Origin of the sequence: Vibrio splendidus 12E03 (genome assembly GCF_000272105.2) — a bacterium.
GTDB classification, from domain to species: Bacteria; Pseudomonadota; Gammaproteobacteria; order Enterobacterales; family Vibrionaceae; genus Vibrio; species Vibrio splendidus_I.
In genome coordinates, this window is record NZ_AJZD02000343.1 from 14,512 (window position 1) to 33,439 (window position 18,928).

At 45.7% G+C, this 18,928-nt stretch carries 17 protein-coding genes; 8 read left to right on the forward strand and 9 right to left on the reverse strand.

Going from position 1 to position 18,928, the window contains the following annotated elements:
* Nucleotides 1-91 precede the first annotated feature (91 nt).
* A complete protein-coding gene (locus A142_RS22210; protein WP_019820133.1) occupies nt 92-2,947 on the forward strand; it encodes an FAD-binding and (Fe-S)-binding domain-containing protein in 2,856 nt (951 codons plus the stop codon).
* A gap of 130 nt (nt 2,948-3,077) precedes the next feature.
* On the opposite strand, the gene A142_RS22215 is transcribed toward A142_RS22210, so the two are convergent.
* The 7 genes from A142_RS22215 to A142_RS22245 form a co-directional block, all read right to left on the reverse strand.
* Entirely contained in the window at nt 3,078-3,320 is a 243-nt protein-coding gene (locus A142_RS22215; protein ID WP_019820137.1) for a hypothetical protein, read from the reverse strand.
* A 153-nt stretch (nt 3,321-3,473) separates the two neighbouring features.
* On the reverse strand, nt 3,474-5,210 hold the full coding sequence (locus tag A142_RS22220) for an ABC transporter permease subunit (protein ID WP_019820138.1): 1,737 nt from the start codon (nt 5,208-5,210) through the stop codon (nt 3,474-3,476).
* Nucleotides 5,211-5,214: 4 nt separating this feature from the next.
* Nucleotides 5,215-6,726 (reverse strand): ABC transporter substrate-binding protein, encoded by a 1,512-nt coding sequence (locus A142_RS22225; RefSeq protein WP_019820139.1) that lies wholly within the window; start codon nt 6,724-6,726, stop codon nt 5,215-5,217.
* A 64-nt stretch (nt 6,727-6,790) separates the two neighbouring features.
* The gene (locus A142_RS22230) at nt 6,791-7,642 is read right to left on the reverse strand and encodes an ABC transporter ATP-binding protein (RefSeq protein ID WP_019820140.1); all 852 of its coding nucleotides are present in this window, start codon (nt 7,640-7,642) and stop codon (nt 6,791-6,793) included.
* The gene (locus A142_RS22235; protein ID WP_019820142.1) at nt 7,639-8,397 is read right to left on the reverse strand and encodes an ATP-binding cassette domain-containing protein; all 759 of its coding nucleotides are present in this window, start codon (nt 8,395-8,397) and stop codon (nt 7,639-7,641) included. The genes A142_RS22230 and A142_RS22235 overlap by 4 nt, the downstream gene beginning before the upstream one ends.
* Before the next feature lie 213 nt (nt 8,398-8,610).
* A complete protein-coding gene (locus A142_RS22240) occupies nt 8,611-9,945 on the reverse strand; it encodes an MATE family efflux transporter (RefSeq protein ID WP_019820144.1) in 1,335 nt (444 codons plus the stop codon).
* Between the two features lie 208 nt (nt 9,946-10,153).
* Nucleotides 10,154-11,023 carry an AraC family transcriptional regulator gene (locus A142_RS22245; protein WP_019820145.1) on the reverse strand — a complete coding sequence of 290 codons (870 nt, stop codon included), beginning with the start codon at nt 11,021-11,023 and terminating at the stop codon, nt 10,154-10,156.
* A 115-nt stretch (nt 11,024-11,138) separates the two neighbouring features.
* Here A142_RS22245 and A142_RS22250 point away from each other — a divergent pair, with 115 nt between their 5' ends.
* The 5 genes from A142_RS22250 (at nt 11,139) to A142_RS22275 (ending at nt 14,953) form a co-directional block, all read left to right on the forward strand.
* The gene (locus A142_RS22250) at nt 11,139-12,287 is read left to right on the forward strand and encodes a PLP-dependent aminotransferase family protein (RefSeq protein ID WP_019820147.1); all 1,149 of its coding nucleotides are present in this window, start codon (nt 11,139-11,141) and stop codon (nt 12,285-12,287) included.
* 154 nt (nt 12,288-12,441) lie between these two features.
* Nucleotides 12,442-12,777, forward strand: coding sequence for a 5-carboxymethyl-2-hydroxymuconate Delta-isomerase (locus tag A142_RS22255; RefSeq protein WP_019820148.1), 336 nt, complete (start codon nt 12,442-12,444; stop codon nt 12,775-12,777).
* A gap of 75 nt (nt 12,778-12,852) precedes the next feature.
* Entirely contained in the window at nt 12,853-13,284 is a 432-nt protein-coding gene (locus tag A142_RS22260; RefSeq protein WP_019820149.1) for a GNAT family N-acetyltransferase, read from the forward strand.
* 265 nt (nt 13,285-13,549) lie between these two features.
* Entirely contained in the window at nt 13,550-14,539 is a 990-nt protein-coding gene (locus A142_RS22270) for a rhodanese-related sulfurtransferase (RefSeq protein ID WP_019820152.1), read from the forward strand.
* A 156-nt stretch (nt 14,540-14,695) separates the two neighbouring features.
* Nucleotides 14,696-14,953: a YdcH family protein gene (locus tag A142_RS22275; protein ID WP_009846137.1), complete on the forward strand. Its 258-nt coding sequence runs from the start codon at nt 14,696-14,698 to the stop codon at nt 14,951-14,953.
* A 70-nt stretch (nt 14,954-15,023) separates the two neighbouring features.
* On the opposite strand, the gene A142_RS22280 is transcribed toward A142_RS22275, so the two are convergent.
* Both A142_RS22280 and A142_RS22285 read right to left on the reverse strand, forming a co-directional pair.
* Nucleotides 15,024-16,301: a sensor histidine kinase gene (locus A142_RS22280; protein ID WP_019820156.1), complete on the reverse strand. Its 1,278-nt coding sequence runs from the start codon at nt 16,299-16,301 to the stop codon at nt 15,024-15,026.
* Entirely contained in the window at nt 16,273-16,941 is a 669-nt protein-coding gene (locus tag A142_RS22285; RefSeq protein ID WP_019820159.1) for a response regulator transcription factor, read from the reverse strand. Before A142_RS22285 ends, A142_RS22280 begins: the two co-directional genes overlap by 29 nt.
* A gap of 84 nt (nt 16,942-17,025) precedes the next feature.
* On the opposite strand from A142_RS22285, the gene A142_RS22290 reads away from it, so the two are divergent.
* The gene (locus A142_RS22290) at nt 17,026-18,198 is read left to right on the forward strand and encodes a DUF5666 domain-containing protein (protein WP_019820160.1); all 1,173 of its coding nucleotides are present in this window, start codon (nt 17,026-17,028) and stop codon (nt 18,196-18,198) included.
* Between the two features lie 150 nt (nt 18,199-18,348).
* Nucleotides 18,349-18,828 (forward strand): GNAT family N-acetyltransferase, encoded by a 480-nt coding sequence (locus A142_RS22295; protein ID WP_019820162.1) that lies wholly within the window; start codon nt 18,349-18,351, stop codon nt 18,826-18,828.
* Nucleotides 18,829-18,928: the final 100 nt, after the last annotated feature.

The window sequence follows — 18,928 nt, forward strand, 5'->3', positions numbered from 1 at the left end:
CAGCAATTCCACTGCCGTTGTGACACCGTTTAAGCACTGGAAAACAAATAAAAACAAATCAGTGCCAAATAAGAAGCACAAGGAAGCAAAGATGGAGACAAACACATCCCATGAGCGAGTAATAGACGCACAAGCTTATCAGCAGCTTGAAGCGATACTGGCTCAAAAAATAGAAACGGAACGCATTGTCACTCAAGAGGCAAAGCGCTTGGCTTACGGCACCGATGCGAGTTTTTATCGCTTGGTGCCGAAAATAGTTCTAAGGCTTAAAAACTTAGACGAAGTGATGTTCACCATTCAAAGCTGTCGCGAACTCGGCATTCATTTTACCTTTCGCGCTGCGGGCACCAGCCTTTCAGGACAAGCCGTTTCAGACTCGGTACTCATCACACTGACCGATGACTGGCGTGGCCACGAAATCGTAGATAACGGCAATCAGATCATCCTTCAACCGGGTGTGATTGGCGCTGATGCCAACAAATATCTTGCCCCTTTCCAACGTAAAATCGGCCCAGACCCAGCCTCCATCAATACCTGTAAAATCGGTGGTATTGCGGCGAACAACGCCAGTGGCATGTGTTGTGGTACTGCGCAAAACTCGTATCGCACCGTTGAGAGCATGAAAATAGTATTGAGTGATGGCTCCCTGCTTGATACGGCTGACAACGCAAGTGTTGAGGCATTCAAGCAATCGCACAAAGAACTGTTTGAAGGCATTGTTGAATTACATCAACAGACAGCGTCAAACCAAGAACTTGCAGACAGAATCCGCCACAAATACCGCCTCAAAAACACCACTGGCTACGCTCTGAATGCTTTGGTTGATTACCACGATCCAATTGAGATCATCAAACACTTGATGATTGGCTCAGAAGGCACGCTCGGCTTCATTGCTGAGATTACCTACAACACGGTTATCGAACACCCAAACAAAGCCTCGGCTCTGTTGGTGTTTGCCGACATCGAACAAGCCAGTAAAGCCGTTACTACGCTGTCAAAAACTCCGGTTGCTGCTGTTGAGTTAATGGACGGCAGAGCGCTGCGTTCAGTGGCTGATAAACCGGGTATGCCTGCGTTTATGCCGAGCTTAGATTTAGAAGCGGCAGCGATTTTGGTTGAATCACACGCCAGCTCCCAGCAGGACTTAGATTTACAATGTAAATCAATTTTGGACGCATTGGCTGATTACACGATTGTTGAATCAGTGCCTTTCACTTCCGATCCAAAGACAGTCGCGACTCTTTGGGGCATCCGAAAAGGCATGTTCCCAGCAGTTGGCGCAGTGCGTGAAGTCGGTACGACCGTTATCATTGAAGACGTGGCTTTCCCTGTAGAAAACCTTGCTAATGGTATTCGAGAGCTGCAAGAGCTGTTCGACAAATACGACTACAGCGAAGCGATCATTTTCGGCCATGCCCTCGAAGGCAACCTGCATTTTGTGTTTACGCAAGGCTTTGATAGCCAAACAGAAATCGATCGCTACGGCGGTTTCATGGATGACGTGGCCGAACTAGTCGCGGTGAAATACCAAGGTTCACTGAAAGCAGAACATGGCACTGGCCGTAATATGGCGCCCTATGTCGAATTGGAATGGGGCAAAGATGGCTACGCCTTGATGCAACAAATCAAAGCCTTGTTTGATCCAGAAAGACTGCTCAACCCCGGCGTTATTATTAACGACAATCCAAATTCACACATCACCAATTTGAAGCCAATGCCTGCTGCTGACGACCTTGTCGACCGCTGTATTGAATGTGGCTTCTGCGAGCCTGTTTGTCCGTCTCGTACCTTAACCCTATCGCCACGCCAACGTATCGTGCTGTACCGTGAGTTACAACGCCGCCGTGCTGCAGGTAAGGAAGTAGAAGCAAGTGAGCTAGAGAAAACCTTCGAATACCAAGGTATCGATACCTGCGCCGCAACTGGCCTGTGTGCCGAGCGTTGCCCAGTGGGAATCAACACCGGAGATTTAATTAAGAAGCTTCGTATTGCCAAGTACGAAAAATTTACGCCAATCGCTAAGTGGACAGCGGATCATTTCTCGACCACCACAAAGCTGACCAAAGCTGGGCTCAAAACCAACCAAGTGGCGAGTAAAGTATTAGGCGCAAATACCGTCGGCAAGCTAACCAACGGCCTGCGCTCAATGACTAAAGGCGCGACACCGGTTTGGATGCCTGAGATGCCGCAATCCAATAGTCACTCGCTAGTCTCATCACCAGTGACGGCAGAATCCTCAAGCAATCATAAGAAGGTGGTTTATCTCCCTTCGTGTGCCAGTCGAACTATGGGACAACAAGGCGATGCGGGCGATCAACGTCCCCTAACTGAAGTGACCATGTCTTTGCTTAACAAAGCCGGATTTGAGGTTATTCTTCCGAAAAAGCTAGATGACCAATGTTGTGGTATGCCTTACGACAGCAAAGGGATGACCGATTTAGCCCAATCTAAAGCACAACAACTCGAAGAAGTGTTGTGGCAAGCCAGTCGTCAGGGTGAATACCCAGTATTAATGGACACCAGTCCATGTGCTAAACGCAGTATTGAACAGTTCACCAAACCGTTAGAGGTATTAGAGCCGACAGGGTTTGTGAATCAATACCTGCTTGAGCACCTGACACTTAAGCCGCTGCAAGAAACCGTGATGCTGCATGTGACGTGTAGTTCTCGTCGAATGGGCTTAGAAGGCGCGATGTTGAGCCTTGCTAAAGCCTGTACTGAAAAGGTGATTGTTCCTGAGCATATCCAATGTTGTGGCTGGGCGGGTGACAAAGGTTTTACCACCCCAGAGCTGAACGAGGCGGCAGTACACCCACTCAAAGAACAAGTACCGAGCAACTGCACTCGCGGATTCAGCAACAGCCGAACCTGTGAGATCGGTTTATCCCATCACAGTGGCATTCCGTATCAGTCAATCTTGTACTTGGTTGACGAAGTGGCACAGTAGCCCCAATTTCACTACTTAAGGTTTCGAGCAAATAGCTTAAACCTAAAACGAAAAATGGCAGCCCAATCAGGCTGCCATTTGTTTGTTCGTTTGATAAAACATTATTTAGCTAGTTGTTAAGAGCTGACAGTTAGAGAGATAAGCTCATCAACTCTTCTGGTGAGTAGTGTTCTGCTTCTGCACCTTTGGCGATTAAGTCGATCACTTTGAATTCGCTCATGTCACCAAACTCTTTGGTTAAGTAATCACGAAACGCTTTCTCGCTCGGCCATTTACCTCTTACGATATAGCCCTCTTCTTTGTCGAAATCTTCCGTTTCAAAGAAGGAAAAGTCGGTCATACCAATATTGTGGCAATACAAAACAAGATACATGTTGAATCCTTAACACTTAACTAGGGTCGGTTTAGCTTTTGAGCCGATCAAAAAGCTTCTCTACAAAGCAGGGCTCAAGGTTACAACATAAATGCTAAATCGAATACCCAATCGAATCGTCAATTTAGAAACCTCAGCAACCGACTCTTTTGGTTAACCATCAAACATCATATTGATGGCAGCACCCAATAGAATCAGCCCAATAATAGGCCCCATTACCGCCAGTGGTGCGCGTTCAATGTATGGCAAGTTCTCTGCAATCATCAAACCCCATTCCGGTGTTGGTGGTTTTGCCCCTAATCCGATGAAACTCAACGAAGTCAGGCTTAAAGTAATTACAGGAAGCCTTAACAATGCGTGTCTTAGCAACGGTGGTAACACATAAGGAAGCAAGTAGAAGCGGAAAATTCTCAGCTTACTGGTGCCCCACAGTGGCGCGAGGTGTGTATAAGGCTGAGCCTTTGCTTCTACAATCAGACTTGAACAGTGCGCCGCCAATGGCGCCCAAGATACCAATACAATCGCGATTAATGCGCTGTTCGGATTCATCCCTGTTAAACCCGCAACCAAAAGGCCAGCAATGATGTAAGGGATGCCTTTAGTGATCTCGATAAGGCCTTGGCTAAAACGCGTATTGAAGCCCATGATAATGCCCGTCACCAAGCTCAGGAAGGTTGCCAAAATACCCGCTTGGAAGGTCGCGACCATACCAGAACCAATTCTCGCCAGTAGGTCTCGGCCAATGCCATCTGCCCCCAAAGGCGCTTGCCAACTCGGTGATGCCAGACGTGAGAATTGGCTGGTATATGGGTCTCGGAATGCAGCCCATACCACAATAGCAATTAGGAATGAGAAGATTGCAAAAGCAGTGACACGCTTCGCGCGACTCTGGGTAAAACGAAAAGAAGAGTGGCTACTGATGAGCTTGCCGCTTTTCAGGCTGTGACCCAGAATCAACTGCTGAACAAACAAGCTGATGCTGCTTACTGCAATCGAAAACAACAGTAACACCAGCAAGCCGCCTTGCAGCATAGGCAGATCTTGCGCCTTCGCAGCACCAAGAATCATGCGCCCGATACCCGGAATCGAGAAGATAAGCTCAACCGCGACCGCACCACCCGTTAAACCAATAACGATCATTGCGATTTGTGGGATCAGGCTGCTCAACGCTCTTTTTAGCGCAAAACGAATAATTTGGTTGGAGTGAATGTTGGCACTGAGCCAAGTGATCACCCAAGGTTCATTTAAAACGCGTTGTAAGCTGTCTCTGAGTAGGCGACTAAATAGGCCACTGGCGGGCAATGCGAGCGCTAAACTCGGTAGCCAGATGTCTTGCCAACCTTGCCAACCATACGGCGGCAGCCAACCTAACCAGATAGAGAACACCAGTATTAATACCGAGGCCACCACGTACTCTGGCAAGGATATTAATACGGTGCTTAAACTGCTGTAACTCTGCCCCAGTTTGCCTTTCTTCCAGCTACGCAAGGTGGCAAGCAAGCCTGCACCGCACAGCACAAAAGTCATCACAAGTGCACTCGACATCAGAAACAGAGACGTCGACGCTGTCTTTTGAATGCCTAGTGCAACCGAAGAACCATCAATCCATGATTTCCCTAGATCACCCGAAAAGGCACTTCCTACCCAGTCGATCAGGCGTTCGCTTGCCGAACGGTCAAGCTGAAGATCAGCTCGTACCGCTGCTAGAGCTTCAGGCGTAAGCAAATGTTGTTGCCCCGCCCTAGCTCGCAAAATAGATTGGCTTGGATCGATACCCGAAATGTCAGGCATCAAGCCAACAAGAATCACCACCACAATCAGTGAGGCGATTCTTGATAACCAAGGCGTCAAGAGAAATAAGGTTCGACGCAGAGTCTCAGCAGATAGCATCTATTTAGTTAGCCTGTTTCACTTGTTTGATCTGTGTAGTTTGGTCAACTAAACGGCGCTCACTTGGGTCACGAACCACATTGCTTACGCGCTTGCTTTCACCTTGAATCACACGTTCGTGAAGCAGTGGAATCGCAGCAAAGTCGTTCAAGATTTTTTGCTCAGCTTCGATGATCGCTTGCTGGCGCTGTGCACCTAGCGGTTGTAGGTCAGCGTGAGCCAGTGCTTTATCTACCTCTTGAGAACAGAATTGACCAAGGTTGAATGAACCCTTACAGCCAAAGTCACTCATCATGTAAGCCACCGGATCACCCGAATCTAGAACCGTTGCGCGAGAAAGGATAAACGCATCAAACTTTCCTGATAGCGCATCGTTTTCTATCTGAGCGTATTCACGGATATCCAGCTCAACCTTGAAACCAGCCGCTTCAAGCTGTTGCTTCAGTAGCGCTGCCACTTCTGGAAGCTCTGCACGGTCGGTAAATGTGCCGATAACGATACTTTCGCCGTTCGCTTTTAGAGTCTTGTCCAATGCCTGACCTTCAGGTCGAATTGGCTCAGCCCAAGCAAGCGCAGGGCCTAATAGACCTTGTGCGATATCCGCGTGGTTTTCATAAACAGTGCTAACGATCTGTTCTCTGTCTACCGCAGCAGCCGCGACTTTACGCAAATTAATATCGCTGAACACGCCTGACTTGTTGTTCAGGTAAAGCGTATTAGTACGAGGCATCGCTACTTCGTAAAGCAGATCAGGATCAATAGTCGCGATTTGTGAAACGGGTACCGCTTCTACGATGTCTGCCGTACCGGTTCTTAGAGCCGCAGCGCGCGCAAAACCGTTCGGAACGTATTCTGCAATCACAGACTCAACCTGTGCTTTTTGACCCCAGTAGCCATCAAAACGTTTCAGTTTCGCGCTTGTTGTACCGTTAATTTCAGTCAATTCAAATGGACCAGTGCCAGCGCCCGTTGGGATCACACGACCATCTTCTTGGTACGCACTTGCTGCAAGAATCGCTAATTGAGGGCTTGATAAACGACTTGGTAGAAGAGGGTCATCAAAGCTGGTTTTGATCTCTACGCGGTAGTTGTCCATCGCTTTCACTTCTAGGTCTACACCATCTAGAATGCGCGGCTTAGGTGCTGCTTCAAGCGCTTTTTGTAGAGAGTTCACCACAGAGTTTGCCGTTAACGTCGAACCATCGTGGAATTTAACGCCTTTACGAACCGTAAATTGCCAAGTTAATGGATCAACCTGTTTCCAGTCCGTTGCCAGCATCGGCTGTGCTACTGAAGTAGGACTCAAATTAACCAGTGTTTCAGCCGTGCTCCAACGAGATAACTTAAAAGCGTCATCAGAAAGTGGTGACAAGCCCGTTCTTGGCGGTTGCATCATCGCAACTCGGATTTCAGATTTGACGGCGGCATCGCTCGACTCTGGTTGAGAGTCAAAACAGCCAGTCAAAGGCAGAGCCAACGCAAGCGCGCAAGCCAGTTTGATTGAATTAAAACGCATAGTTATTTTTCTCTGTAAGCTGTATTTCGTTAATAAGCAGTATTTCGTAATAAATAAGGTTGTGTTAACAAGTAGATTTCGAAAGTGGCTGAGATTCGATCAGCAACTGAGTCGCAGGGTGAGCAGGTGTGCTCATCACTTGAGGTGTCGGTCCATGCTCCACCATCTCGCCATGGTCAAGAACCAGAATTTCTTCACAAAGCGCCTTTGCCGCACCGAGATCATGCGTCACCAAAACGATTAGCATGTCGCGCTTATTTTTCAGTGAGTTAAGTAAATCCAGCAACCTTTGACGGTTCACAGGATCAAGGCTGGCAGTCGGCTCATCGGCCACCAACACTGCGGGTCTAACGACAAGAGCCCGAGCGATAGCCACACGTTGAGCTTGGCCTGTAGAAAGCTGATTAGGTTTCAGTGATAGCAAGGTGGCAGGTAAGCCAACGTCCAACAGCGTCTCTTCAATGATGCTTTCATGATTGCCAGAAACATCTAGGTTGCTTAGCGGCTCGGCTAAGATCTGTCGAACGGTGTAGTAAGGGTTAAGACTGGTGTGTGGTTCTTGTGGCACTAATTGGATCAGGCGGCACACAATGGCTTGCGCTTTACTATTGCGAATAGGCAGCGAATGACCAAACAAGCTGATGCTACCGAGAGTTGGCGCTTTCAAACCAAACAGTAGTTCAATCAGCGTAGATTTACCGGCACCAGAGCGCCCAACAATAGCCAGGCTTTTGTCTTCAACATTGAGGTCGATGTTCTGTAGCGCTTTGAACGCCTTACCACCCAACCAACTCGGCACTGAGTAATAATGAACCCCGACATTCTCGAACTTAATCTCAATCAGTGTTTGTGTTTCTGAATCAATCACAGGCATTGACGGTGAGACTTCTGAATTGAGTGATAAGGTCGAGCTCATTCGATTAGGTCTCTCAATGAACAGCAGAAAGCGTGAGAGCTCGATTCAAGCGCGTGTTTAGGTGCACCATAAGCCACCACACCGCCATCATCGATCACCAATAACTTGTCACAGGCTAAGGCGCTGTGCAGGTCATGGGTAATAAGCAAACCACCAATTTGGCGTTGCTTTACATTGTCTCGAATCAGCTTAAGTATCTCTTGCTCTGTCACCGGATCTAACGCGCTAGTCGGTTCATCTGCAATGATGATATCGGCGTTACTCAACAAGCCAATCGCAATACACACTCGTTGACGTTGTCCCCCAGAGATTTGGCTCGGATACAACGGCAAGATGGTTTCTGGATTTGGGAATCCTAACTGCACCAACAGTTCAGTGAGCTTGGTTTTGTCTTGTGATTTAAGCTTAGTGCGAGTCCCCGTCAATGCCAAACTGAGTTGGCCTTCAATAGAAACAAGAGGGTTTAACGCTTGAAGTGCATCTTGGAAAATAACCGCTGGCCTTTGTGCTGCCGTTCGTTGCAACATCGGCAAACCACACACAGCTTCGCCAGATAAAGAGATATGACCTTCAGCCTCAACCGTTTCTGGCATAAAGCCCGCGATCGCACGTGAAAGCATCGACTTACCAATGCCTGAAGGACCCATGATCGCCAACAGTTCTCCTCGATACACATCGAAGTGGATATCTTGGAAAAGTGTTCTTGAAGAGGTTTTGATCGTTAGTCGGTCAACAGACAATAGTGGGGCGTTCACGCAGATACTCATAGACAGATGTTATAACATAACAACTTTATCATTTAGCTGGAGTGATGAAAAGAGAACATTGAACCGTATCGCATTTTATTTGCCGTTTAATTAACCTTTTTGAATAATTCATTAAGAACAAAAAAGCGCCCACTAAATTTATTGTTCATAAATAGTAAAGCGCTTTCATAAAGTCTTAGAAATGGCGGTGGTCGTTCTACATTAATGACACGCCGCTGAGGTATCTTCTGCTGGGAAACACTTCTGTTTAACCTGAGAGATAAACGGGTACAGGAATGCGATACGCCCAAGATAGAACAGAGTAAACGCTAACCACAAACCATGATTGCCCCACGCTCCGACCGCAAACGCTTGAACAGCCAAGAACACCAACAAAGTAGCAATACTAGAATCTCGAACCGGACGCGTGGTACCTGTTCCGGTAAAGATGCCGTAAACCGTTAAGCCAAAGCCTGCCACCAGCGGGAACACAATCAGCCACGGAGCCATCTCTTGATACAAGGCAACCAGCGCTGGAATATCGGTAAACAAGAAAACAATCATGTCTTTGAATATCAAGGTTAAAAGCGTCAGCGCAGCAATGAAACCTGCCGTCCATTGAAAATTGAGTCTTAATACACGATCCAACATCGACGCATTTTTCTGACCGACCGCTTTACCCGCAAATACACTCGATGCGTTAGCAATACCATCAAACATGTAACTGACGATAAAGGTCACCTGCATCAGAATCGCGTTAGCGGCCAGAACATCAGTACCCAGTTTAGAACCAGTACGTGCCATCATGTTGAAGAACACCAAGATACAAATTGTACGTAACAGTAGGTCAGTATTCGAAGAGATGATTGTCGACAGGTCTTTCTTAGTCATCTTCGAGCCTTGCAGGAACTCAGAAACCGAGATGTTGCTCGTCTTCATCACCAGCGTCATACCAATCGCAAAGGTGGTGATTTGTGCAATCAAACTTGCGTATGCCACTCCCGCAACACCTAAGTCGAAATAGAGTACGAACACCGCATCCAAGACAATGTTCAACACGTTGCCAAACACTTGTGTGTAAAGGACTTCTTTGGCTTTCGCCTGCCCCATTAACCAACCGATAATGGTGTAGTTGAGCAGCACAAAAGGCGCACCATAAATCAAAATACTGAAGTAGATATGCGCTTGTTCAGCCACGTTCGCTTCAGGCTCTATCACCCACATCGCACCTTGCCAGATGAGGGGTTGTATCAAGATAAAGATCAAACCCACCAAACCAGACAACACGAATGGGCGCATCAAGCTGCCCGCTAGCTCAGAGCGATTCCCTTTCCCCAATGCCATCGCACTTTGCCCTGTCGTGCTGACACGGAAAAAGCCAAACAACCAATACATGGTGTTCATGATGATGGTGCCGATCGCTACACCACCGATCAGTTCAGCGATGCCAAGTTGCCCGATGACGGCAGTATCCACCGCACCAAGCAGAGGTTGAGTCACCGTTGAGATGATGAAAGGGAAAGCGATTTTTAGATAATCTTTGTGGGTAATGGTCATATTCTAGCGAGTGATATTAAGAACTATTTGCAATTAGAAATGGATGCTATCGTTTAATCCGTACGTTGTCATCATTTACTGGGGCAAATTATCAACAAAGCATCTTTATCTTAGCCCACCTGCATAGAATCGTTGGCTGCCATTGGTTGTGCTAATTTGTCTCAACAAAAGATCAAAGTCTGGTTCAACAAAACAGCACAACCATCGATTAGTAAAAACTCACGGGAAGGTAGAAATCGAGCTCAAACACTTCATCGGTGTTGAGAAAATGATTCTGATGATAGTGCACATAAGCCGGGGTCGAACGTTGCTTGAAGCCAGACGTCGGTAGCCACTTCTCAAGTACCATACTGATCTGTGGTAGCAGTTCTCCATAACGACCATTCAGCCTAAACACAGCATGTAAGCCGCCCGGAATCACCATCTGATTAACCACACTACGATACTTAATCGGTTCATTGATCGCGATACACGCTACGTAGCGGCACTGATCCATCTCAACCCAAGCTGGATTCGAATGGTGCAAACCAAACTGGCTCGAGAAATCGCGTTGTTCGGAGTTCGCCCATGCTTTCAATATCAGCCACGCATTACGAATAGAACGGTTATAGCCAGTGTGTCGCACATAAGCTGCCATGCGCTCAGGCACTTCAATGATCTTAGGTTCAGGTAGCACTCGCTGCGCGACATTCAAATAGCCCGCCGCGACTTCAGGATCTTTCAAGTAGGGCTTTTCGGCGATCTGTAAATCGTGTTTACGCCACTCACCTGGCGACATGTTAAAGGTTGCTTTAAACGCGCGGCTAAACGAAGACACCGAACTAAAGCCACACTTGCTGGCAATTTCCACCACCGAGGACGTGGTATCGAACATCAACTGGTTGGCAGCATACTCCATTCGGGTGCGTCGAATGTATTGATGTAACGACTCTCCAACCACGCTTTTGAAGGTGCGATGAAAGTGCTGCTCGGAATAAGCTGCAATCTCCGAGAGCGCTTTTGCCGACAAAGGCTGGCTAATGTCTTGGTGAATATGGAACAGAACATCATTGATTCGAGATATATGTTGACGCGACATCGTTTAAATAGCATAAATGGACATGTTTAAGAGCATAAACGGACACGCTTATTTTTACAATTGCCGTGTAATATCAAGCGATAGAATAAAAACGAAAAACGACGAGACACAACACATGGAAATCGCACAGTCATTACAACAGATGCAATCTTCATACATTCGAGAGATCCTCGCAGCCGCAAGCGATCCAAATGTCATTTCATTAGCCGGTGGTTTACCGGATGAGAAAACATTTCCTATCGACTTGATGAAGCCAACGCTAGAAAACCTAGCGAACATGCCTGAAGTTTTCCAATACGGCTCTACGGCTGGTTACGGCCCATTGCTTGACCATCTAACGCAAAGCTACCAATTGCCTGACACTCACACAGCGATGATCTGTACAGGCTCTCAGCAAGGTCTAGATTTGATTGCTCGTGCATATGTTGATCCCAATGATGTAGTTGTGATGGAAGCGCCAAGCTACTTAGGCGCGATGCAGGTGTTTGGCCTAGTTCAAGCAAACATTGCGACCGTGTCTCAAACTGAATTTGGCCCGAACCTAGACGAACTAGAAACGTGCTTTGAACAGCAATCGCCAAAGATGTTCTATGCCGTACCTGATTTCCATAACCCTACTGGCGTTTGCTGGACAACAGAAACTCGTCAAAAAGTGGCTGAGCTGTGTATCAAATACAACGTGGCATTCATTGAAGATGCGCCATACCGCGAGCTGCGTTTCACAGGCACAGAGTTACCGTTGGTTTCATCTTTCTGCCCAGACAACTCTATCGTTCTTCGTTCATTCTCTAAAATTGCATCGCCAGGCTTACGTATTGGTGCAGTGACAGGTAAACGCAGCTACCTTGAGCCACTGATTAAAGTGAAGCAAGGCGCAGATTTACACTCAAGCGTGCCGATGCAGGCCTTACTGCTTGGCCTTCTAAAACACCAAGACTTTAATGTACACATGGAAAGCATTCGTTCACTGTACAAGTCTCGCTATGAAGTGCTGTTTTCAGAGCTAGAAAAACAACTGCCTGCAGATTGCGTGTTAAAAGCCGTAGACGGCGGGATGTTCATTTGGGTTGAAATCCCAGAGTGTGACACCTTTGAACTGGCTAAAACTCTGCTTTCTAATGGTGTGGCGGTTGTACCAAGCCCAGTCTTCTACCCAAAGGCCGATGAAGCAAAAGCTGCACTGCGCTTAAACTTCACCAACGCCAACCCAGAAGAATTAACAGAAGCGGTGAAACGCTTAGCGGAAGTACTTAACCAAGCGTAATCGCTGACGATACTGACCGCTTTGGTGATAGCCTGATCGGCTTATTGCCGATAAAGCCGCAACGAATCAGCATTAAGGGCCAATGTCATTCTCAACAAGAGAGTCACATTGGCCTTAATTTTAGGTCGCTATAAAACACAGAAAGGACATCACTTTGCCTCATTGTATTATCGAACACTCATCCACTATTGATGGTCAGCAACTCAATCAGAAAGTGTTTCTCGGCGCGATGGAATCTCAGTTGTTCTCACCAACAGGAGAAGACATCAAAGTACGCAGCCTTGCCTACCAGCATTACCAAACAGGTGAAGTAAAAGAAGACTTCGTGCATGTCTCTGTGCGTATTTTGTCTGGGCGTAACGAAAGCGTCAAAGCGATGCTCTCTAGGTCCATTTTGGATCAATTACTTGCTCTTCCACTATCCAATGCTTCACTGACCGTAGAGATCATCGACATAGAGACAAGCGGCTATTCAAAAGCCTTAGTTTAAGGACAAGTTACAAACGTACAGCCCCTCACAAATAGGGTATTTTCACAACATTCGTTAGCAGCATGGAGCAATGAAATGGAATTGGTGATTGGTAACAACCCAGAATTGATAACGAAAGCACAGTCCATTCGTCATCAAGTATTCGTTGTTGAACAAGGCATACCGCACATATTGGATCTTGATGGGCTCGATCCTGTCTCACATCATGCTCTCATCACCGATGAAGATAATTTAGTCGCGACGGCACGCTTGCACATTGATGAATCAGGACACTCAACCATGGCACGTGTTGCGGTTCTGCAGCCTTATCGAGGATCTGGTATCGCGTCTAAAATTGTTGGTGCACTTCTAAAACACGCCCCTGAACATGGTGCTAAAGTCATTGAAATCCACGCCCATCAATACCTAAAGAATTACTATGAAAAGTTCGGCTTTGAGTTCATTCGTGAAGTAGAAATCGTCGGAGAACACCAACTCATTGAGATGAGATACAACATAAGTTCTTAGCCAAGTATTCAATAGACAGCAAAGCACCTCTACTTATCTGAGCTAAAATCACTTATCAAATAACGGTCTTTTCACCACACCTAAAACCATAATGAAAATAGTGTTATATAGCCCTACGTTTGGTTGGTTTTTGTCCCGCACCGCCTTGGTTATACTGCGCCTGATTTTAATAAGCCAACAAGACAGAACCGAGTTGAAATACTCAGTTTTACTCATAACAGGCAACGCTCTGGATTTACGTTCCAGCTCGCAGAAAGGAAAAACCATGTCTCAATATGTTGTATGTGCTCTGTATAAATTCGTAGCACTTGATGATTACCAAGAAATTCGCCAACCACTGACAGAGCTTCTAGAAGCCCACAAAATTCGCGGTACTTTGCTACTTGCGAGTGAAGGCATCAACGGCACCGTTGCGGGTAAGCGTGAATCTATCGACGCTCTTCTTCGATGGTTCAAACAAGACTCTCGCTTAGCTGATGTTGTTTACAAAGAATCGTTCAACGAAGAACAACCATTCAACCGCACCAAGGTTAAGCTTAAGAAAGAGATCGTAACCATGGGTGTTGAGGGCATCGACCCACGCCATGTTGTCGGCACTTACGTGAAACCAAACGAATGGAACGCATTGATCTCTGATCCTGATGTGATTCTGGTTGATACTCGTAACGACTACGAAGTGGACATCGGCACATTCAAAAATGCCGTAAACCCAAATACGGAAACCTTCCGTGAATTCCCTCAATACGTTGAAGACAACCTTGATCCTAAGAAGCACAAGAAAGTCGCGATGTTCTGTACTGGCGGTATTCGTTGCGAAAAGTCAACGGCCTACATGAAAGAACAAGGCTTTGATGAGGTTTACCACCTTGAAGGCGGCATTCTTAAGTACTTAGAAGAAGTACCAGAAGAAGAGAGCATGTGGGAAGGCGACTGCTACGTATTTGACGGTCGTGTTGCGGTAAACCACCAGCTAGAAAAGAGCGGCTACGATGTGTGTAACGCTTGTCGCTTGCCAATCACTGACGAAGACAAAGCCTCTGAGCACTTCGAGAAAGGCGTAAGCTGCCCTAAATGTGTTGATAAGCACAGCGACGAGCAAAAAGCGCGTTTCCGTGAACGTGAAAAGCAAGTTCAGCTATCAAATGCGCGTGGTGAAACCCACGTAGGTGGCGAAGCTGCTCATCTTATCGAGCAACGCAAAAAAGAGAAGCTTGCACACAAAGAGCAACAACGCTCTAGCAAGAAAGCGAAGTAGTATTTGCTCCTACTAAAATAACGAAGGGCATTAGCGCATCCACAATGGAACGCTAATGCCCTTTTTTGATCCTGCTCTCGCTTTGTGTTTAGGAACACATTTATCTTCAAAAATAGGCTCTATACTGAAGTTAATTAGACAAGTGAGGAAGTGCCAATGCTCAATGAAAACCATGCCTTTATCTTAGATTTCCCAGATCTTAAATTAGACATTGTTCAGCTCAACCACGACGACGAAAAATTCAAAGCAGACATGCAGAAGTACCACCAACTCGACTACGACATCCGTCAGCTAGAAATCTCTGGCAGCCCTATCGATGACGACAGCATGCACAACCTCAAAGTAGAACGCATGGAGCTAAAAGACTCGCTACACAAACAGCTCACACGCCATCACGCGCTTAAGATCGTATAACGACTCATATGCTAGTGTGGCTAACTTAGCCACACTACTCACCTTCTGATAGGTCTCTTGTATAATGAAGCTACCGGTTACCTGCTTGCTTATCCGCTGAGAAATCTAAGTAAGTACTGAACTGAAGTCCATCATCTTGAGTTTCAAAACTCCAACCCATTCGCTCACAGATTCGTTGCACAATCACTAAACCACAACCATAGCCTGCATTGTAAGTATCATTGCCCTCATGACGGTTAGTGATCACTAATTGAGAACCTGTCACCACAATTCCAACATCGCCAACACTGTAGCTAAACGCATTTTTAATTAAGTTATTCAATACAATAGTAATAAAGCTCTCTGGCGCATACACAGTGACAGTCCCTTTTACGTCTAGGTTATAACTCGCATCCTGCTTGGCAAACAAAGGCGCCATTTCAAGCAACTGATTCTGAACTTCGACTTCCAGGTCATAGTGACCGAAATGGTGCTCATCGATACTCTCTTTACCAAGCAACAAAAACATTTCAGTCAGCACTCGCATCTGTTCACTCGCTTCTTGCAAGCGATTAATCGCTTTTAACGCAACAGGAGGTTGATTGGGTACTTTAGTTAGCAGATCAGCCGACCCTTTAATCACCATAATCGGGGTTCTAAGTTCATGAGAGGCAAATCGATTGAACTCCTCTTCCCGCTGAAAAAATCCTGAAATGTGATTCTTTGAATCTAAAAGTGTTTGCTCAATATGTCGTGTTTCAGCGTAAGACGTCTCGACTTCAAAACTTGGCTGCTCAGGGTGCATTTGCCCTATTTTCTTTTCTATCTGATTGAGTGGCCTCGACAGCGAGCGTACAACATAGATTCCATACAAAACCATAAAAATGGACGTTAAACCACCAAGTATGAGGGTGTAGTTGTGGAGGCTCCATTCATAATCGTCGAGGTAGTCGTCGGCGTCATCTTGAAACAAGATATACATCAGCCCTTTGCCTGACGGGTGTTCGAATACGTAAAAATGTTTATCTTCCGTACCCAACAGATGTTCATAGAAGCCGGGCTCTTTGTACCGAGCTAACCAATTGGGCACTTCTCTTTCACTCCAATAGGTTGAAAACTCATTTTTATTCGGCAACAACGCTTCTTCGCCAAGCAACTGATATTCAGACGTATAACGATTAGCTTCAGTGTCTAGCCAGTGGTGCAGGCTGATCACTTCCATCTGGTTTTCAGCGATATAAATCACTGTCCAGAAAAGGCCAAACATGACCAAGGTCATCAAACCAAAGCTGCGACGGATTTTTCGGTAAATGCTCGGGTAATCGCCGTGTCTTGAGGCGTTATGCTTTGAGTCGGTAACCTTGTCCATGGATAGTCTCTAATCGTGAATGTTCAAACCCTTTATCGAGCGCGTTACGCAGGCCATAAATATGACTTCGCAGTGCATCACTGCTTGGCGACTCATCACCCCAAACAGAATCAATCACTTCAGTTCTTGAAACAATTGCTGGCGCATGGCGCATAAGGACTTTTAGTATCTTAAGCTGAATACGACTCAACTTAATAAGCCTACCTTCTCGGCATACCTCGTCTGTCTGCGAGTTGAGAGTAATATCGGCAAAAACCTGCTTTCCAATACCTTGACGTGGTCCTCGGCTTGCCAATGCGTTGAGCCTTAAACTGAGCTCTTGCATGGCGAAAGGCTTAACTAAGTAATCATCTCCGCCCGCTTGAAAGGCAGCGATTTTGTCGTCCAACCTATCTTTAGCGGTTAAAAATAGAATTGGCGTAGGGCACTGCACCTCTTCTCTTAACTTTCTAACAGCTGAGATGCCGTCCAATTTAGGCATCATGATGTCCATGATAATCACGTCATAATGATTCTCAGACGCTAACTTCAATGCCGCTTCACCATGATAAGCACAATCGATCACCATCCCTTCCAACTCTAGGTAATCGGCAATGGTTTCTGCAACATTGTGGCTGTCATCAACGATCAAAACTTTCATCGATTTATTTCACCTTTCTTCACGAGTGCTTCACGTTTGAGTTTATAAGATACACCCTCAATAAACTAAATAAAGAGTATATAGATGAAAAAGTTAGCGCTGATTTCGGTTGTCGGTTTAATTCTAACTGGCTGTGGCGGTAGTGACAGCAATAGCAATGGAAGCAACGATAACAACACGCAAGCTCCATCAGCAATTCAAGGTACCATTGACTCTGTTTCTGGCAACACCATTGTTGTGAATGGCTATAGCTATCAAGTAGACAGCGCCACTTACGCGGGTGAGGACGTGGCTATTGCAGACTTAGAAAAGAACATGATGGTCTCTATTTCATCTAATGCTCGTAGCGCTTCAGCTCACACTGGCGGGGCTCAAGTTGGTCTTGAACCGACCATCGTTGGTCTTATTTCAGACACCAACCACAATAATGGCACATTTAAAGTCAATGGCATCGCATTGACCTTTACAGATCTGTCACGTGAAATTGAAAATGGCGATTGGGTGATGGTCTCTTCTTTACCAACAGCGAATGCAGGTTACAAAGTACTTTCTGTTGTTAAGTTTGAGCACTCTAACTTGACAGAATCCGTTGAAGTTGAAGGGCTAATAAGCGATTTAAATGAATCGACTTTCAAACTTGGTGCTAATCTAAGTGTTGATTATTCAATTGCCCACATCGACAACGGTGGAAGCAGCAATAGATTATCTAACGGTCTTTGGGTTGAAGTGACAGGCTCAATGGTAGGCTCTGTATTGAAAGCAGATGAAGTGGAAGTCGAAGATTTTGACGAAATCGATAATGACACTGAAATCGAAGGCATTATTACTTGGGTAGCTAACGACAAATCATCATTTGATTTAAGCTACAAAGGTCGCTTTCTTGTCAATGATAATACTCGTTACGAAGATGGTAACCAATCAAACTTGACCGTAGGTACAGAAGTTGAAGTAACAACGAAACAAGCCAACGGCGAAAATGTTGCTACCGAAATAGAATTTGAACACGACGATGATTCACAAGATTGGAATGATAATGACGTTGATTTTGAAGGTGAAGTTCAGAGCACAAATGACGATGCATTGAGCTTTGTCATTCAAACGCAATCTGGCAATCAAACTGTCTACGTAAACCAAAACACTCGCTATGAAGATGGTCTAAGTTTCCATACTTTACATGGTCAACGTATTGAGGCTGAAGCTTACAAGGTTAACAACCAGTACATAGCAAGCGAAATCGAAGCAGAAGACAACGACTAACGCATAGAACATCCTCGTTATTTAATTCAGAAGCCATGCTCTACGCATGGCTTTTTTGCATCAAAATATTCCAAACGACAGATGAAAACTACCTTTTTAATTATGTTACTGTTTGCTTATTAAAAGGCGTTTGATAAGGAAGCAAGCAGAGTGGTAATAAAAGAAGAGAATATACAACTCCGACTCGTTCCAAGTTCCGAATTCGAAGAACTGTTTGCGTTTGTTAAGCAGGGGCTTTTCATACACGTAGATAACGTTTTCGGCTGGGAGGACGACTTCCAATGTAAGCGACTTTTAAACGATTACCATCCCTCTTGGTTTCATTGGATATACCATAAAAACGAAAGAGTCGGACTCGTCTGCTTTAAGCCTTATGGAAACACATACCATATTCATCTGCTGATCATTTCCCCTCAATACCAAGGTCAGTCTCTTGGTAAAAAAGCCATGTTACTCATCCACAACAAAGCCCATCAAGAACAACGAAACCAAGTCACTCTGTCGAGCTTTAGAAGTAACACCAGCGCCATCAGTTTTTATCAGGCACTTGGCTATCAAATTGTTGATGACAGTGATGCTCACTTTATCACCTTAGCTACAAAAGTTTATAAAATACAACTAGATATATAATAATTACAATTGATAAGTATGTAAATTACAAGCACCAAACATTCACCATAGATATCACTCGCATATATAACTCCACTAGTTAGATATGTCTCTAGAATAA

Bases quoted from the DNA above. Each gene is read 5' to 3' on its own strand.
- A142_RS22210 (WP_019820133.1), top strand. From the start codon at position 92: ATGGAGACAAACACATCCCATGAGCGAGTAATAGACGCACAAGCTTAT.
- A142_RS22215 (WP_019820137.1), bottom strand. From the start codon at position 3,320: ATGTATCTTGTTTTGTATTGCCACAATATTGGTATGACCGACTTTTCC.
- A142_RS22220 (WP_019820138.1), bottom strand. From the start codon at position 5,210: ATGCTATCTGCTGAGACTCTGCGTCGAACCTTATTTCTCTTGACGCCT.
- A142_RS22225 (WP_019820139.1), bottom strand. From the start codon at position 6,726: ATGCGTTTTAATTCAATCAAACTGGCTTGCGCGCTTGCGTTGGCTCTG.
- A142_RS22230 (WP_019820140.1), bottom strand. From the start codon at position 7,642: ATGAGCTCGACCTTATCACTCAATTCAGAAGTCTCACCGTCAATGCCT.
- A142_RS22240 (WP_019820144.1), bottom strand. From the start codon at position 9,945: ATGACCATTACCCACAAAGATTATCTAAAAATCGCTTTCCCTTTCATC.
- A142_RS22245 (WP_019820145.1), bottom strand. From the start codon at position 11,023: ATGTCGCGTCAACATATATCTCGAATCAATGATGTTCTGTTCCATATT.
- A142_RS22250 (WP_019820147.1), top strand. From the start codon at position 11,139: ATGGAAATCGCACAGTCATTACAACAGATGCAATCTTCATACATTCGA.
- A142_RS22260 (WP_019820149.1), top strand. From the start codon at position 12,853: ATGGAATTGGTGATTGGTAACAACCCAGAATTGATAACGAAAGCACAG.
- A142_RS22270 (WP_019820152.1), top strand. From the start codon at position 13,550: ATGTCTCAATATGTTGTATGTGCTCTGTATAAATTCGTAGCACTTGAT.
- A142_RS22275 (WP_009846137.1), top strand. From the start codon at position 14,696: ATGCTCAATGAAAACCATGCCTTTATCTTAGATTTCCCAGATCTTAAA.
- A142_RS22280 (WP_019820156.1), bottom strand. From the start codon at position 16,301: ATGGACAAGGTTACCGACTCAAAGCATAACGCCTCAAGACACGGCGAT.
- A142_RS22285 (WP_019820159.1), bottom strand. From the start codon at position 16,941: ATGAAAGTTTTGATCGTTGATGACAGCCACAATGTTGCAGAAACCATT.
- A142_RS22290 (WP_019820160.1), top strand. From the start codon at position 17,026: ATGAAAAAGTTAGCGCTGATTTCGGTTGTCGGTTTAATTCTAACTGGC.